Below are 17,213 nucleotides of genomic sequence, written 5' to 3'. Positions count from 1 at the left end.
TCACTCGCTTAATCAATAGTGCGCAATAATTCGTTAATGCCCACTTTACCACGCGTTTTGGCGTCGACTTTTTTCACGATCACCGCGCAGTACAAACTGTACTTACCGTCTTTTGACGGCAGGTTGCCGGAAACGACCACGGAGCCCGCCGGTACGCGGCCATAGTGAACTTCACCGGTTTCGCGATCGTATATTTTGGTGCTCTGGCCGAGGTATACCCCCATGGAAATGACGGAACCTTCTTCGACAATGACGCCTTCCACGACTTCAGAACGCGCGCCAATAAAGCAGTTGTCTTCAATGATGGTCGGGTTAGCCTGCAGCGGCTCCAGTACGCCGCCGATACCCACGCCGCCGGAAAGGTGAACATTTTTACCAATCTGCGCACAGGAACCCACCGTCGCCCAGGTGTCAACCATGGTGCCTTCGTCAACGTAGGCGCCGATGTTAACGTAAGACGGCATCAACACGGTGTTGCGGGCGATAAATGCGCCCTGACGAACGGCCGCAGGCGGAACGACGCGGAAGCCTTCTTTCTGAAAACGCGCTTCGTCGTAATCAGCGAATTTCATCGGGACTTTATCGAAGTAGCGGCTTTCCGCACCGTCGATAACCTGGTTATCGTTAATACGGAAAGAGAGCAGAACCGCTTTCTTCAACCACTGGTGAGTGACCCACTGACCGTCGATTTTTTCTGCGACACGCAGCGCGCCGGAATCAAGTAGAGAAATGACCTGTTTTACCGCCTCTCGGGTCACGGTATCTACATTAGCCGGCGTAATATCGGCGCGGCGCTCAAAAGCGGTCTCAATAACGTTCTGTAACTGCTGCATTGTTAAACTCTTTCATATAAATAAACACACTACCCTTTATCGTTTGGATTGAGGGCCGCTGTCAACCGTTGTTGCACCTCAAGTTGCAGCACATTATTAAGTGCGCGCCGATCCGCTGTGGCGATTATGAATAAATCTTCTACTCGTTCACCAATGGTTGTAATTCGGGCGCCATGAAGCGAAATTCCCAGATCGGCAAAAATTTGTCCGACCCTGGCCAGCAGACCAGGCTGATCGAGCGCGATCAATTCCATGAATGATTTTCTGTCGGTATGGGTGGGCAAAAAATTGACTTCCGTTTCGACCGTAAAGTGCCGTAACTTTGCCGGTTGCCGACGCGGCTGCGGCGGCTGCCAGCTACGCTGCGTAATGGTCTGTTCAAGACCGGTGCGAATAACGTCATGGCGATCCGCCGCCAGCGGGCTGCCGTCTGGTTCCAGAACGATAAACGTATCCATTGCCATGCCGTCGCGAGTGGTAAAGATCTGCGCGTCATGGACGCTTAAATTACGCCTGTCCAGCTCGGCGCAGACGGCGGCAAACAGATAGGGTCTGTCCGGACTCCAGATAAAAATTTCGGTTCCGCCGCGCGTGGCCTGCGGACTGAGCAACACTAACGGTTGGCGCAGATCGTGCTGCAATAAATGGCGTGCGTGCCAGGCGAGCTGATTTGGACTATGACGAACAAAATAGTTAGCGCGACAGCGGGTCCAGATTTTGTGCAGCGCGGCTTCATCAATATTGTCCATTCGCAGCAGCGCCAGCGCCTGAAGCTGATGGTGACGCACGCGCTCACGCATATCCGGCGTATTTTGCATTCCACGCCTGAGCTGTTTCTCCGTGGCGAAGTACAGCTCGCGCAGCAGGCTCTGTTTCCAGCTATTCCACAAGGTTTCGTTGGTCGCGCAGATGTCCGCGACGGTCAGGCAGACCAGAAAACGCAGCCGTGTTTCGGTTTGCACCTCTTCGGCAAACTGCTTGATGACTTCCGGATCCTGGATGTCGCGGCGCTGAGCGGTGACCGACATCAGCAGGTGTTGGCGCACCAGCCAGGCGACCAGTTGCGTTTCGCGTGAGTTCAAACCGTGCAGTTCGGCGAAGGTGAGTACATCCTGCGCGCCCAGTACGGAATGGTCGCCGCCGCGTCCTTTCGCAATATCGTGGAACAGCGCGGCGATCAGGATCAGTTCCGGATGGGGAAGCCGCGGCCAGAGATCGACGCATAGCGGATGGCGCTGGCGCGTCTCTTCTTTCGCAAAGCTCTCCAGTTTGAGCATTACGCGGATGGTGTGTTCATCCACCGTGTATGCGTGGAACAGGTCAAACTGCATTTGTCCGACGATGTGCGACCACTGCGGCATATAAGCCCACAGTACGCTGTGGCGATGCATGGGCAGCAGGCCGCGGCTGACCGCGCCGGGATGGCGCAGCATACTAAGAAACAGAGTGCGCGCCTCCGGGATGTAACACAGCGGTTGGCTCAGGTGGCGGCGGGCGTGGCGCAAGTGGCGTAATGTCGTAGAGTAAATGCCGGTGATCGCGCTATTGCGCACCATCATATAAAACATGCGCAGGATCGCTTGCGGTTCGCGGATAAACAGCGTGTCGTCACGCAGATCAATGAGCGTGCCGCGCAGTTGAAACTCATCGTCAACAGGACGCGGTTTTTCATCCGCAGGCAGCGCCAGAATCGCCTCGTCAAATAGCTGAAGCAGCATCTGATTAAGTTCGCTCACCCGACGCGTAACCCGGAAGTAGTCTTTCATCATCCGCTCAACCGGATCGTTGCCCTCGCCGCTGTAGTTAAGGCGTTGAGCGACGCTTAACTGGCGGTCGAACAGCAGGCGGTTATCGTAGCGACTGACCACCAGATGTAGCGCAAAGCGAATGCGCCACAGGATATGCAGGCACTCGTTGAGCTCCGCGCGCTCAGCGGGGGTTAAAAAGCCGAATCCTACCATCTCATCGAGCGAGGTAGCGCCGAAGTGACGTCGGGCGACCCACTGCAACGTATGGATATCGCGCAGGCCGCCGGGGCTGCTTTTAATATCCGGCTCCAGATTATAGCTGGTGCCGTGATAGCGCTGGTGGCGCTGGTTCTGCTCTTCTACTTTGGCGGCGTAAAATTTGTCGGACGGCCAAAAACCTTCGCTGAAAATATGTTTTTGCAGTGCCAGAAACAGAGCGACATCACCGATCAGCAGGCGCGTTTCGATGAGGTTTGTCGCAACGGTTAAATCAGACAGACCTTCCAGCAGACACTCTTCCAGCGTACGTACGCTATGCCCGACATCCAGCTTGACGTCCCATAGTAAAGTCAGCAGCTCGCCGACCTTTTGCGCCTGTTCATCGGGCAGCTTTTTGCGGCTTAAAATGAGCAGATCAATATCGGAAAGCGGATGCAGTTCGCCGCGTCCATAGCCGCCGACGGCGACCAGCGCCAGATCGGCAATCTGACCGAAACCGGCCTCAATCCACAGGCGTTGCAATAACTGGTCGATAAATTCGGTTCGGGCTTCAATAAGCTGTTCAGCACAAATGCCGCTGTCAAATGCCTCTCCCAGCCAGTGTTGAAAGATGTCGATGCGGGCTTTGATACCGGCGACGGTCAGTTCAGCGCGCGGCCAGACGCCAGGGTTTTGCGGCTGGTCAGGGAGGGTGGGGAGTGCGGTATTCGCGTGCTGTTCAGGAAGAGTATTCATATGCGCCACCCATTAAAAAGCCGGATAATGGCGTGAACGCCTTATCCGGCCTACGTATTTACTCTTCATCCTTCAAGTTGCTTCTACGTTGGCTGCGCTCGTTCACTCCAGTCACGTACTTATGTACGCTCCTGAAGATTCACTCTCTTGCCGCCTTGAGGCAACTCGAATGATTTTGAGTAAAGGTGTAATTTGTAGGCCTGATAAGATGCGAATGCATCGCCATCAGGCAAAACATTATTCGTCGTGTGTGATGATCGCCGGGATGGTGTCATCTTTACGCAGCGTCAGAATTTCACAGCCGTTTTCCGTTACCACAATAGTATGCTCGTACTGAGCAGACAAGCTGCGGTCTTTGGTTTTTACCGTCCAGCCGTCTTTCATGGTGCGGATACGGTAATCCCCGGCGTTCAGCATCGGTTCAATGGTAAAGGTCATGCCAGGCTGCAATACGACGCCGCCATCGTCTGCATCATAATGCAGCACCTGCGGTTCTTCATGGAAGCCGCGACCAATACCGTGTCCGCAGTATTCACGTACCACGGAGAAACCTTCGCCTTCGGCATACTTCTGGATGGCGGCGCCAATGGTGCGCAGGCGGATGCCCGGTTTCACCATTTTGATGCCCAGATATAGGCTCTCTTGCGTGACGCGGCACAGACGCTCGCCCAGAATGGTCGGTTTGCCGACGATAAACATCTTCGAGGTATCGCCGTGGAATTCATCTTTAATCACGGTCACGTCGATGTTGACGATATCACCATCTTTCAGATGTTTAGCGTCATCCGGAATGCCGTGGCACACCACTTCATTAATAGAGATACAGACGGATTTCGGATAGCCGTGGTAGCCGAGGCAGGCGGAGATCGCGTGTTGTTCGTTAACGATGTAATCGTTACAGATACGGTCCAGTTCGCCGGTGGTGACGCCCGGTTTGATATACGGTTCGATCATTTCCAGCACTTCGGCTGCCAGACGGCCCGCGACGCGCATTTTTTCGATGTCTTCAGATGTCTTGATAGAGATAGCCATGAATTCTGTCCATCAGTGCCGATGATTTCGGCAATAATTGTGTAAGTGCTGACAATGGTATCAGTCAGGGGTGTACCCTGCCAAATTGAGAATCATTCTGAACTTCGCCTTTCGTGCCACAGGTGCGTTGGCGACATTTTTTCACCCCAGTCACTTACTGGCCGTAAGCTCCCGGGGATGCAAAAGTTTGCCGCCTGCCTGTAACACGAAATTCATCGTTCAATTCAGCACTGAGTGCCAACAATTATTGGTGTCGGTGGCGTATTTGTGGTATAAAGCGCGCCGGACTTCCGATCCATTCGAAGACTACACACGATGGACGGGAGCGACAAATCTCACTTTGTGTAACAACACACACGTATCGGCACATATTCCGGGGTGCCCTTTGGGGTCGGTAATATGGGATACGTGGAGGCATAACCCCAACTTAATCTATAGAGGTTTTAAATCATGGCAACTGTTTCCATGCGCGACATGCTCAAGGCTGGTGTTCACTTTGGTCACCAGACCCGTTACTGGAACCCGAAAATGAAGCCTTTCATCTTCGGCGCGCGTAACAAAGTTCACATCATCAACCTTGAGAAAACTGTACCGATGTTCAACGAAGCTCTGGCTGAACTGAACAAGATCTCTGCTCGTAAAGGTAAAATCCTTTTCGTTGGTACTAAACGCGCTGCAAGCGAAGCGGTGAAAGAAGCTGCTAACAGCTGCGACCAGTTCTTCGTGAACCATCGCTGGCTGGGCGGTATGCTGACTAACTGGAAAACAGTTCGTCAGTCCATCAAACGTCTGAAAGACCTGGAAACTCAGTCTCAGGACGGTACTTTCGAAAAGCTGACCAAGAAAGAAGCGCTGATGCGTACTCGTGAGCTTGAGAAACTGGAAAACAGCCTGGGCGGTATCAAAGACATGGGCGGTCTGCCGGACGCTCTGTTCGTTATCGATGCTGACCACGAGCACATTGCTATCAAAGAAGCGAACAACCTGGGTATCCCGGTATTTGCTATCGTTGATACCAACTCTGATCCGGACGGCGTTGACTTCGTTATCCCGGGTAACGATGACGCAATCCGTGCTGTTAGCCTGTACCTGGGCGCTGTCGCTGCAACCGTTCGTGAAGGCCGTTCTCAGGATCTGGCTTCCCAGGCGGAAGAAAGCTTCGTAGAAGCCGAGTAATAAGGCTTGATAACTCCCTAAAATAGTTCGAGTTGCAGGAAGGCGGCAAGCTCGAGAATTCCCGGGAGCTTACATCAGTAAGTGACCGGGATGAGCGAGTGAAGGCAACGCGCCTGCGGCTCGAAATATGAAGGGGAGAGCCCTTATAGACCAGGTAGTATCACGTTTGGTTAGGGGGCCTGTATATGGCCCCCTTTTTCACTTTTATATCTGTGCGGTTTGATGCCGGGCAGATCAAATCTTTCGAGGATTTTAGAATGGCTGAAATTACCGCATCCCTGGTAAAAGAGCTGCGTGAGCGTACCGGCGCAGGCATGATGGATTGCAAAAAAGCGCTGACTGAAGCGAATGGCGACATTGAGCTGGCAATCGAAAACATGCGTAAGTCCGGCGCTATCAAAGCGGCGAAAAAAGCAGGCAACGTGGCTGCTGACGGCGTAATCAAAACCAAAATCGACGGCAACGTCGCTTTCATTCTGGAAGTTAACTGCCAGACTGACTTCGTGGCTAAAGATGCTGGCTTCCAGGCATTTGCTGACAAAGTGCTGGACGCCGCTGTTGCTGGCAAAATCACTGACGTAGAAGTTCTGAAAGCACAGTTCGAAGAAGAGCGCGTTGCTCTGGTTGCGAAAATCGGCGAGAACATCAACATTCGTCGCGTCGCTTCCCTGGAAGGCGACGTTCTGGGTTCTTACCAGCACGGTGCGCGCATCGGCGTTCTGGTTGCCGCTAAAGGCGCTGACGAAGAGCTGGTTAAACAGCTGGCGATGCACGTTGCGGCAAGCAAGCCGGAATTCGTTAAGCCGGAAGACGTGTCTGCTGACGTGGTAGAGAAAGAGTACCAGGTACAGCTGGACATCGCGATGCAGTCCGGTAAGCCGAAAGAAATCGCAGAGAAAATGGTTGAAGGCCGCATGAAGAAATTCACCGGCGAAGTTTCTCTGACTGGTCAGCCTTTCGTCATGGAACCGAGCAAATCTGTTGGCCAACTGCTGAAAGAGCACAACGCTGACGTGACTGGCTTCATCCGCTTTGAAGTGGGCGAAGGCATTGAGAAAGTCGAGACTGACTTTGCAGCAGAAGTTGCTGCGATGTCTAAGCAGTCCTGATTTTCCTGAGGAGCCGCCTGAGGGCGGCTTCTTTTTGCGCCTCTCTTGTAAAATCAGCCGACGCCTGGCGTCTGCGCTGAAATGCGACGTACAATGTCGCCGGAATTAACTCATATCAATCGTTGACAGTCTCAGGAAAGAAACATGGCTACCAATGCAAAACCCGTCTATAAACGCATTCTGCTTAAATTAAGCGGCGAAGCTCTGCAGGGTACGGAAGGCTTCGGTATTGATGCAAGCATACTGGATCGTATGGCTCAGGAGATCAAAGAACTGGTTGAACTGGGTATTCAGGTTGGTGTGGTGATTGGCGGTGGTAACCTGTTCCGTGGCGCGGGTCTGGCAAAAGCGGGGATGAACCGCGTTGTGGGCGACCACATGGGCATGTTGGCCACCGTCATGAACGGCCTGGCAATGCGTGATGCGCTTCACCGCGCCTATGTGAACGCCCGCCTGATGTCGGCAATTCCTTTAAACGGCGTGTGCGACAACTACAGTTGGGCCGAGGCTATTAGCCTGCTGCGTAATAACCGTGTTGTGATTCTGTCTGCAGGTACGGGTAACCCGTTCTTCACTACCGACTCTGCGGCCTGTCTGCGCGGGATCGAAATTGAAGCGGATGTCGTACTGAAAGCGACCAAAGTGGATGGCGTATTCACTGCCGATCCGGCAAAAGATCCTTCCGCGACCATGTACGATCAGCTGACCTACAGCGAAGTGCTGGATAAAGAGCTGAAAGTGATGGATCTGGCGGCGTTCACGCTGGCTCGTGACCACAAACTGCCGATTCGTGTTTTCAACATGAACAAACCAGGCGCGCTGCGTCGTGTGGTGATGGGCGAAAAAGAAGGGACGTTAATCACGGAATAATTCCCGTGAGCGCCAAATACGGGTAAGATTCTGTTCTATTGACGGGTCTTATTACCTGGCAGAAATTAAACGAGACTATACTTAGCACATCTTTGTATTGTGTGACCGTCTGGTCTGACTGAGACTAGTTTTCAAGGATTCGTAACGTGATTAGCGATATCAGAAAAGATGCTGAAGTACGCATGGAAAAATGCGTTGAAGCGTTCAAAACCCAAATCAGCAAAGTGCGCACGGGTCGTGCTTCTCCCAGCCTGCTGGATGGTATTGTCGTAGAATACTATGGCACTCCGACCCCGCTGCGTCAGTTGGCAAGCGTAACGGTAGAAGACTCCCGTACCTTAAAAATTAACGTGTTTGACCGTTCTATGGGGCCAGCCGTTGAAAAAGCGATCATGGCGTCAGACCTCGGTTTGAATCCAAGCTCTGCGGGCACCGACATTCGCGTTCCGCTGCCGCCGCTGACCGAAGAACGTCGTAAAGATCTGACGAAAATTGTCCGTGGCGAAGCGGAGCAGGCGCGTGTCGCCGTTCGTAACGTCCGCCGTGATGCGAACGATAAAGTAAAAGCTCTGCTGAAAGATAAAGCGATCAGTGAAGATGACGATCGTCGCTCTCAGGAAGAAGTACAGAAAATGACCGACGCGGCAATTAAGAAAGTGGATGCGGCGTTGGCAGATAAAGAAGCAGAACTGATGCAGTTCTGATTGATCTGTACGCAGATATAAACTCATTCCACCGCTAAACCTGGCGGATGAGTGGTGTACAAAGCGCCGCGCAGAAGACATTATCAGGTCTCCTGTGCGGCGTTTTGCTTTTTATTCCGTTTCAACACTTCTGGACGTTTCATGAAGCAATTAACCATTCTGGGCTCGACCGGCTCTATTGGTTGCAGCACACTGGACGTGGTGCGCCATAATCCTGATAGCTTCCGCGTTATCGCGCTGGTGGCGGGTAAAAATGTCGCCCGCATGGCGGAGCAGTGCCTGGAATTCTCGCCGCGTTATGCCGTGATGGACGATACGTCGAGCGCAGAACAGCTCAAAATAATGCTTCAGCAGCATGGCAGCCGCACCGAGGTTCTGAGCGGTCAGCAGGCTGCCTGTGAGATGGCGGCGCTTGATGAGGTCGGGCATGTGATGGCGGCCATTGTGGGCGCGGCTGGTTTACTGCCGACCCTGGCGGCGATTCGCGCAGGGAAGACGATTCTGCTGGCGAATAAAGAATCGCTGGTGACCTGCGGGCGGCTGTTTATGGACGAAGTAAAACGCAGCAACGCCCGGCTTTTACCTGTCGATAGTGAACATAACGCGATTTTTCAGAGTTTGCCGCAATCTATTCAGCATAATCTGGGATACGCTGACCTTGAGCAAAATGGCGTAACGTCGATTTTGCTTACCGGGTCTGGTGGCCCGTTTCGTGAAACGCCAATGTGCGATCTGGCAGCGATGACGCCGGATCAGGCATGTCGTCATCCGAACTGGTCGATGGGGCGAAAAATCTCCGTCGATTCCGCTACCATGATGAATAAAGGTCTGGAATACATTGAAGCGCGTTGGTTATTTAATGCCAGCGCACGTCAGATGGAAGTGTTGATCCATCCGCAATCGGTCATTCATTCGATGGTGCGTTATCAGGACGGCAGCGTCCTGGCGCAGCTTGGAGAGCCTGACATGCGTACGCCTATTGCGCATACGATGGCATGGCCGAATCGCGTCACGTCCGGCGCGCAGCCGCTCGATTTTTGCAAACTCAGCGCGCTGACGTTTAGCGCGCCAGATTATCAGCGTTATCCTTGCCTGAAGCTGGCGATGGAGGCGTTTGAGCAAGGTCAGGCGGCAACGACGGCGCTCAATGCGGCAAACGAAATCACCGTTGCCGCGTTTCTGGCGCAACAGATTCGTTTTACCGATATCGCCGGGCTCAATTTAGCGGTGCTGGAGAGGATGGATTTACAGGAACCGGCAAGCGTTGAGGACGTATTGCAGGTTGACGCCATCGCGCGTGAAGTAGCCAGAAAACAAGTGATACGGCTCTCACGCTGACGATTATCCCGCGACAGAAGATCGTGCTATTTGTTAGCGTTGGGCTTCGGTGATATAGTCTGCGCCACCTGATCGCAGGTTTTTGGCTTTTTTCGGTCAGGTTAGCCGTGGTTTTACACGGCTTTTTTGTGGATACACAAAATCATTCAGGACGCATCGGGACGGCAGGCGGATACGTTCCCGGCGTGCGCAGACAGCGCACGACAGGGGCGATGAGGCGCAGTCATTCGCGAAGCGAACCGAAGAGAATGTGTATAAAGGCTTCAGTATTCCTGAGTACCGCTAAATCCTTTCAGGGACAAAAAACGCGTTATGTTGTCTGCAACTCAACCAGTAAGCGAAAATTTGCCAGCACATGGCTGCCGTCATGTTGCCATAATTATGGATGGCAATGGTCGCTGGGCGAAAAAGCAAGGGAAGATCCGGGCCTTTGGGCATAAAGCCGGGGCGAAGTCCGTCCGGCGAGCGGTCTCTTTTGCTGCCAATAACGGTATTGATGCGTTAACGCTGTATGCCTTTAGTAGTGAAAACTGGAACCGACCGGCGCAGGAAGTGAGCGCGTTAATGGAGCTGTTTGTGTGGGCGCTGGATAGCGAAGTCAAAAGCCTGCACCGCCATAACGTTCGCCTGCGTATTATCGGCGATATCAGTCGATTCAACTCACGTTTACAAGAACGTATTCGCAAATCAGAAGCGCTTACCGCCCATAATACGGGTCTAACGCTGAATATCGCTGCGAATTACGGCGGACGTTGGGATATTGTCCAGGGAGTCCGACAACTGGCGGAACAGGTGCAGGCTGGAGTGCTGCGCCCCGATCAGATTGATGAAGAGAGACTAGGCCAGCAAATCTGTATGCATGAGCTGGCGCCTGTGGATTTAGTAATTAGGACTGGGGGAGAGCATCGCATTAGTAACTTTTTGCTTTGGCAAATTGCCTATGCCGAACTTTACTTTACGGATGTTCTTTGGCCCGATTTCGATGAACAAGACTTTGAAGGTGCGCTGCATGCCTTTGCTAATCGAGAGCGTCGTTTCGGCGGTACCGAGCCTGGTGATGACAAAGCCTGATGGGGGTTGCTTTTGCTGAAGTATCGCCTGATTTCTGCTTTTGTGTTAATACCCGCGGTCATCGCTGCGCTTTTTTTATTGCCGCCGGTGGGGTTCGCCATTATTACGCTGGTTGTCTGTATGCTGGCCGCGTGGGAATGGGGACAGTTAAGCGGTTTCGCCGCGCGTTCACAGCGGGTTTGGCTGGCGGTGCTGTGTGGTCTGTTATTGGCGCTGATGCTATTTTTGTTGCCTGAGTATCATCACAACATTCGTCAACCGCTGGTTGAGATGTCGCTTTGGGCATCGTTAGGATGGTGGGTTGTCGCGCTACTGCTGGTGCTATTTTATCCCGGTTCGGCGGCAATCTGGCGCAACTCAAAAACATTGCGTCTCATTTTCGGTTTGTTAACTATTGTGCCATTTTTCTGGGGAATGCTGGCGCTGCGCGCCTGGCACTATGACGAGAATCATTACAGTGGCGCAATATGGCTACTCTATGTCATGATCCTGGTCTGGGGAGCGGACTCTGGCGCGTATATGTTTGGTAAATTATTTGGCAAACATAAGCTGGCGCCGAAGGTTTCCCCGGGTAAAACCTGGCAAGGGTTTATCGGCGGGCTTGCTACGGCTGCCGTGATCTCATGGGGTTACGGTATGTGGGCGAATCTGAATGTTGCGCCTGTTATCTTGCTGATTTGCTCTGTGGTGGCGGCTCTGGCTTCTGTACTGGGCGATCTCACCGAGAGTATGTTTAAGCGCGAAGCAGGAATTAAGGATAGCGGCCACTTGATTCCAGGCCATGGCGGCATTCTGGACCGAATTGACAGCCTGACGGCTGCCGTACCGGTCTTTGCTTGCCTGTTGTTACTGGTGTTCAGGACGCTCTAACGGAAGGTTTTATGCTGAGTATTCTCTGGAATCTGGCTGCATTCATCATCGCACTGGGCGTGCTGATCACTGTGCATGAATTTGGTCATTTCTGGGTTGCCCGGCGCTGCGGTGTGCGAGTTGAGCGCTTTTCCATCGGTTTTGGCAAAGCGCTCTGGCGTCGTACCGATCGGTACGGCACCGAGTATGTCATCGCCCTGATCCCGCTGGGCGGCTACGTCAAAATGCTGGATGAGCGCGCCGAACCGGTAGCGCCGGAATTGCGTCGTCACGCCTTCAATAACAAAACGGTGGGCCAGCGCGCCGCAATTATTGCCGCAGGTCCGGTTGCGAACTTCATTTTTGCTATCTTTGCTTACTGGCTGGTCTTTATCATCGGCGTCCCTGGCGTTCGTCCGGTCATTGGCGAAATAACGCCCAACTCGATTGCTGCGCAGGCGCAAATTGCGCCTGGTACGGAACTTAAAGCCGTTGATGGTATCGAAACCCCTGATTGGGATGCCGTGCGTTTACAACTGGTGTCCAAAATTGGCGATCAGCAGACGACGGTGAGCGTCGCGCCGTTTGGCAGCGACCAGCGGCAGGACAAAACGCTTGATTTACGTCACTGGGCATTTGAGCCTGATAAGCAAGATCCTGTATCTTCTTTAGGGATTCGGCCCCGCGGGCCACAGATTGAACCGGTACTGTCAGAAGTGCAGGCGAATTCCGCAGCCAGTAAAGCGGGTTTGCAAGCGGGCGACAGGATCGTTAAAGTCGATGGTCAGCCGTTAACGCAGTGGATGAAATTCGTGACGTTTGTACGCGATAATCCCGGTAAGCCGTTAGCGTTAGAGATTGAAAGGCAGGGGAGCGCCTTGTCGTTGACGTTAACGCCGGATACGAAATCGGTTAACGGAAAGGCGGAAGGGTTTGCAGGCGTGGTGCCTAAAATTATTCCTCTGCCGGAAGAGTACAAGACTATACGCCAGTATGGGCCTTTTAGCGCCATCCTCGAAGCCACGGATAAGACGTGGCAGTTGATGAAGCTGACGGTCAGTATGCTGGGTAAATTGATAACCGGTGATGTGAAACTGAACAACCTCAGTGGGCCGATTTCTATCGCTCAGGGGGCTGGGATGTCAGCGGAGTTCGGGGTGATTTATTACCTGATGTTCCTTGCGCTAATCAGCGTGAACTTAGGGATAATCAACCTGTTTCCGCTGCCCGTTCTTGACGGGGGTCATCTGCTGTTCCTGGCGATTGAAAAGCTTAAGGGCGGGCCGGTATCCGAGCGGGTTCAAGACTTTAGTTATCGCATTGGCTCGATTTTGCTGGTGTTGTTAATGGGGCTTGCACTTTTCAATGATTTCTCTCGGTTGTAAGAGAGTTAGTTAGGAAGAACGCATAATAACGATGGCGATGAAAAAGTTGCTCATAGCGTCGCTGCTGTTCAGCAGCGCCACCGTATACGGTGCTGAAGGGTTCGTAGTGAAGGACATTCATTTCGAAGGCCTGCAGCGAGTCGCCGTTGGTGCGGCTCTCCTCAGTATGCCGGTGCGCACAGGCGACACGGTTAATGATGAAGATATCAGTAACACCATTCGCGCTCTGTTCGCCACCGGCAACTTTGAGGACGTCCGCGTCCTGCGCGATGGTAATACCCTTCTGGTTCAGGTAAAAGAACGTCCGACCATTGCCAGCATCACTTTCTCCGGGAACAAGTCGGTGAAAGATGACATGCTCAAGCAAAACCTCGAAGCGTCTGGCGTACGTGTTGGCGAGTCTCTGGATCGCACCACGCTGTCTGATATCGAAAAAGGTCTGGAAGACTTTTACTATAGCGTAGGTAAATACAGCGCCAGCGTTAAGGCGGTCGTCACGCCGCTGCCGCGCAACCGTGTTGATCTTAAACTGGTGTTCCAGGAGGGCGTATCGGCGAAGATCCAACAGATCAACATCGTCGGTAACCATGCCTTTAGCACCGAAGAACTCATTTCTCATTTCCAGTTGCGTGACGAAGTGCCGTGGTGGAACGTCGTCGGCGATCGTAAATACCAGAAACAGAAGCTGGCGGGCGACCTTGAAACCTTGCGCAGTTACTATCTGGATCGCGGCTACGCGCGTTTCAATATTGACTCCACGCAAGTGAGTCTGACGCCGGATAAGAAAGGGATCTACATCACCGTCAATATCACCGAAGGCGATCAGTACAAGCTTTCCGGGGTTCAGGTGAGCGGTAACCTGGCCGGACATTCCGCTGAAATTGAGAACCTGACGAAAATTGAACCGGGCGAGCTCTATAACGGCACCAAAGTGACCAAAATGGAAGATGACATCAAAAAGCTTCTGGGTCGCTATGGTTACGCCTATCCGCGCGTGCAGTCACAGCCTGAAATTAACGATGCTGACAAAACCGTAAAACTGCGCGTAAACGTCGATGCGGGCAACCGTTTCTACGTGCGTAAGATCCGCTTTGAAGGCAACGACACCTCAAAAGATTCCGTTCTGCGCCGTGAAATGCGCCAGATGGAAGGGGCGTGGCTGGGCAGCGACCTGGTTGACCAGGGGAAAGAGCGTCTGAACCGTCTCGGCTTCTTTGAAACCGTCGACACCGACACGCAGCGCGTTCCGGGTAGCCCGGATCAGGTTGATGTGGTGTACAAGGTGAAAGAGCGCAACACCGGTAGCTTTAACTTCGGTATCGGTTACGGTACAGAAAGCGGCGTTAGCTTCCAGGCCGGCGTTCAGCAGGACAACTGGTTAGGTACCGGTTATTCCGTGGGGATTAACGGCACCAAAAACGACTACCAGACCTACAGCGAACTGTCCGTTACTAACCCATACTTTACCGTTGACGGCGTGAGCCTCGGTGGTCGTATCTTCTATAACGACTTTGAAGCGGATGATGCCGACCTGTCCGACTATACCAACAAGAGTTACGGTACGGACGTGACGCTTGGCTTCCCCATCAACGAGTACAACACGTTGCGTGCTGGTCTGGGTTATGTCCATAACAAACTGTCCAACATGCAGCCGCAGATTGCGATGGATCGTTATCTTGAGTCGATGGGCGACCCTGATGCCAGCGATTTTGCTGCCGACGACTTCACCTTTAACTACGGCTGGACCTATAACAAGCTTGACCGTGGTTATTTCCCGACGGACGGCTCGCGAGTCAACCTGACGGGTAAGGTGACGATCCCAGGTTCCGACAACGAATACTACAAAGTGTCGCTGGATACCGCGACCTATGTGCCTATCGATAACGATCACAAGTGGGTGGTTCTGGGGCGTACTCGTTGGGGTTATGGCGATGGTTTAGGCGGCAAGGAAATGCCGTTCTATGAGAACTTCTATGCCGGTGGTTCCAGTACCGTGCGTGGTTTCCAGTCGAATACTATCGGCCCGAAAGCGGTCTATAAAAATGGCGCCCACACTAGTGGGGACGATAATGATGATTACGAAGACTGTACTCAGGAATCAGGCTGTAAATCAGATGATGCGGTAGGTGGTAATGCCATGGCTGTCGCCAGCCTGGAATTTATTACCCCGACGCCGTTCATCAGCGAAAAGTATGCCAACTCGGTTCGTACCTCCTTCTTCTGGGATATGGGTACCGTTTGGGATACGAACTGGGATCCGTCATCTGCGCCGTCAGATGTACCGGACTACAGCGATCCAGGCAACATCCGTATGTCCGCGGGTATCGCATTACAATGGATGTCCCCATTGGGGCCGTTGGTCTTCTCCTACGCCCAGCCGTTTAAAAAGTACGATGGAGACAAAGCCGAGCAGTTCCAGTTTAACATTGGTAAAACCTGGTAATTGTTCACTGCAAAGGAATGCATTGGTAGTGTAGCGATGACTTTTGGCGATGCCCCCAGGGATCGCCAGGCCACGCAAAGAGCTGTACCTTCGGGTGCAAATGGGATGGTAAGGAGTTTATTGTGAAAAAGTGGTTATTAGCTGCAGGTCTTGGTTTGGCGATGGTAACGTCCGCACAGGCTGCTGACAAAATTGCAATCGTCAACATGGGCAATCTGTTCCAACAGGTTGCGCAGAAGACGGGTGTATCCAATACACTGGAAAACGAATTTAAAGGCCGTGCGGCTGAACTGCAAAAAATGGAAACCGATCTGCAATCTAAAATGCAGCGTCTGCAATCCATGAAAGCAGGTAGCGATCGTACTAAGCTGGAAAAAGACGTGATGTCTCAGCGCCAGACTTTCGCGCAAAAGGCGCAGGCTTTTGAGAAAGATCGCGCTCGTCGTTCCAACGAAGAACGCAACAAACTGGTGACTCGAATCCAGACTGCGGTGAAAAAAGTGGCTAACGACCAGAGTATCGATCTGGTGGTAGACGCAAACACCGTTGCTTACAACAGCAGCGATGTGAAAGACATCACCGCTGACGTACTGAAACAGGTTAAATAAGTAATGCCTTCAATTCGACTGGCTGACTTAGCAGAACAGTTGGATGCAGAATTACACGGTGATGGCGATATCGTCATCACCGGCGTTGCGTCCATGCAATCTGCAACAACAGGCCACATTACGTTTATGGTAAATCCTAAGTACCGTGAACACTTAGGTTTATGCCAGGCTTCTGCGGTTGTCATGACGCAGGACGATCTTCCTTTTGCTAAGAGCGCGGCGCTGGTAGTTAAAAATCCCTACCTGACCTACGCGCGCATGGCGCAAATTTTAGATACTACGCCGCAGCCCGCGCAGAATATCGCGCCAAGCGCCGTGATTGATGCGACGGCAACGCTGGGTAGCAATGTTTCAGTCGGCGCGAATGCGGTGATTGAATCTGGCGTACAACTGGGCGATAACGTGGTTATCGGCGCAGGCTGTTTCGTCGGGAAAAATAGCAAAATCGGGGCGGGTTCACGCTTGTGGGCGAACGTAACGATTTACCACGACATTCAGATCGGTGAGAATTGCCTGATCCAGTCCAGTACGGTGATCGGCGCGGACGGTTTTGGCTACGCTAACGATCGTGGCAACTGGGTGAAGATCCCACAACTGGGCCGGGTCATTATTGGCGATCGTGTCGAGATTGGCGCTTGTACCACCATTGACCGTGGTGCGTTGGATGATACTGTTATTGGCAATGGCGTGATTATTGATAATCAGTGCCAGATTGCACATAACGTCGTGATTGGCGACAATACGGCAGTTGCCGGTGGCGTCATTATGGCGGGTAGCCTGAAGATTGGCCGTTACTGCATGATTGGCGGCGCCAGCGTTATCAATGGGCATATGGAAATATGCGACAAAGTCACGGTAACTGGCATGGGTATGGTGATGCGTCCCATCACGGAACCGGGCGTCTACTCCTCAGGCATTCCGCTGCAACCCAACAAAGTATGGCGTAAAACTGCTGCACTGGTGATGAACATTGATGATATGAGCAAGCGTCTCAAAGCGATTGAGCGCAAGGTTAATCAACAAGACTAACGTTCCGCCTTGTAGTTGCCATTCTTTTCCGGCCTGTCACATTCATACGATTGCGGCAGGCCGT

General features: G+C 52.7%; 14 protein-coding genes. 11 read left to right on the top strand and 3 right to left on the bottom strand.

Annotated features, from left to right (window positions below; genetic code table 11):
* Positions 1-8: 8 nt before the first annotated feature.
* From dapD to map, 3 genes are all read right to left on the bottom strand, one after another.
* Entirely contained in the window at positions 9-833 is an 825-nt protein-coding gene (gene dapD, locus HU143_RS18005; protein ID WP_001186670.1) for a 2,3,4,5-tetrahydropyridine-2,6-dicarboxylate N-succinyltransferase, read from the bottom strand.
* A gap of 29 nt (positions 834-862) precedes the next feature.
* The gene (glnD, locus tag HU143_RS18000) at positions 863-3,535 is read right to left on the bottom strand and encodes a bifunctional uridylyltransferase/uridylyl-removing protein GlnD (protein WP_001094519.1); all 2,673 of its coding nucleotides are present in this window, start codon (positions 3,533-3,535) and stop codon (positions 863-865) included.
* A gap of 237 nt (positions 3,536-3,772) precedes the next feature.
* The gene (gene map / locus HU143_RS17995; protein WP_001018214.1) at positions 3,773-4,567 is read right to left on the bottom strand and encodes a type I methionyl aminopeptidase; all 795 of its coding nucleotides are present in this window, start codon (positions 4,565-4,567) and stop codon (positions 3,773-3,775) included.
* A gap of 450 nt (positions 4,568-5,017) precedes the next feature.
* Here map and rpsB point away from each other — a divergent pair, with 450 nt between their 5' ends.
* The 11 genes from rpsB (at position 5,018) to lpxD (ending at position 17,149) form a co-directional block, all read left to right on the top strand.
* Positions 5,018-5,743, top strand: a complete 726-nt coding sequence (gene rpsB / locus HU143_RS17990) for a 30S ribosomal protein S2 (RefSeq protein WP_000246886.1) — start codon at positions 5,018-5,020, stop codon at positions 5,741-5,743.
* A gap of 257 nt (positions 5,744-6,000) precedes the next feature.
* Positions 6,001-6,852: a translation elongation factor Ts gene (tsf, locus tag HU143_RS17985; protein ID WP_000808106.1), complete on the top strand. Its 852-nt coding sequence runs from the start codon at positions 6,001-6,003 to the stop codon at positions 6,850-6,852.
* Positions 6,853-6,996: 144 nt separating this feature from the next.
* Positions 6,997-7,722 (top strand): UMP kinase, encoded by a 726-nt coding sequence (pyrH, locus tag HU143_RS17980; RefSeq protein WP_000224567.1) that lies wholly within the window; start codon positions 6,997-6,999, stop codon positions 7,720-7,722.
* 146 nt (positions 7,723-7,868) lie between these two features.
* Positions 7,869-8,426 (top strand): ribosome recycling factor, encoded by a 558-nt coding sequence (frr, locus tag HU143_RS17975; RefSeq protein ID WP_000622423.1) that lies wholly within the window; start codon positions 7,869-7,871, stop codon positions 8,424-8,426.
* Between the two features lie 141 nt (positions 8,427-8,567).
* Positions 8,568-9,764: a 1-deoxy-D-xylulose-5-phosphate reductoisomerase gene (gene ispC / locus HU143_RS17970; protein ID WP_000811905.1), complete on the top strand. Its 1,197-nt coding sequence runs from the start codon at positions 8,568-8,570 to the stop codon at positions 9,762-9,764.
* A gap of 312 nt (positions 9,765-10,076) precedes the next feature.
* Entirely contained in the window at positions 10,077-10,835 is a 759-nt protein-coding gene (ispU, locus tag HU143_RS17965) for a (2E,6E)-farnesyl-diphosphate-specific ditrans,polycis-undecaprenyl-diphosphate synthase (RefSeq protein WP_000947413.1), read from the top strand.
* Positions 10,836-10,847: 12 nt separating this feature from the next.
* Positions 10,848-11,705 (top strand): phosphatidate cytidylyltransferase, encoded by an 858-nt coding sequence (gene cdsA / locus HU143_RS17960; RefSeq protein WP_000922422.1) that lies wholly within the window; start codon positions 10,848-10,850, stop codon positions 11,703-11,705.
* A gap of 11 nt (positions 11,706-11,716) precedes the next feature.
* The gene (rseP, locus tag HU143_RS17955) at positions 11,717-13,069 is read left to right on the top strand and encodes a sigma E protease regulator RseP (RefSeq protein WP_000949017.1); all 1,353 of its coding nucleotides are present in this window, start codon (positions 11,717-11,719) and stop codon (positions 13,067-13,069) included.
* Between the two features lie 31 nt (positions 13,070-13,100).
* Positions 13,101-15,512, top strand: a complete 2,412-nt coding sequence (gene bamA / locus HU143_RS17950) for an outer membrane protein assembly factor BamA (protein ID WP_023226777.1) — start codon at positions 13,101-13,103, stop codon at positions 15,510-15,512.
* A gap of 122 nt (positions 15,513-15,634) precedes the next feature.
* Positions 15,635-16,120: a molecular chaperone Skp gene (gene skp, locus HU143_RS17945; RefSeq protein ID WP_000758966.1), complete on the top strand. Its 486-nt coding sequence runs from the start codon at positions 15,635-15,637 to the stop codon at positions 16,118-16,120.
* Between the two features lie 3 nt (positions 16,121-16,123).
* Positions 16,124-17,149: a UDP-3-O-(3-hydroxymyristoyl)glucosamine N-acyltransferase gene (gene lpxD, locus HU143_RS17940; protein ID WP_001139265.1), complete on the top strand. Its 1,026-nt coding sequence runs from the start codon at positions 16,124-16,126 to the stop codon at positions 17,147-17,149.
* Positions 17,150-17,213: the final 64 nt, after the last annotated feature.

Origin of the sequence: Salmonella sp. SJTUF14076 (assembly GCF_015534835.1) — a bacterium.
GTDB classification, from domain to species: Bacteria; Pseudomonadota; Gammaproteobacteria; order Enterobacterales; family Enterobacteriaceae; genus Salmonella; species Salmonella enterica.
This window is presented reverse-complemented; position numbering and strand designations above follow the sequence as displayed.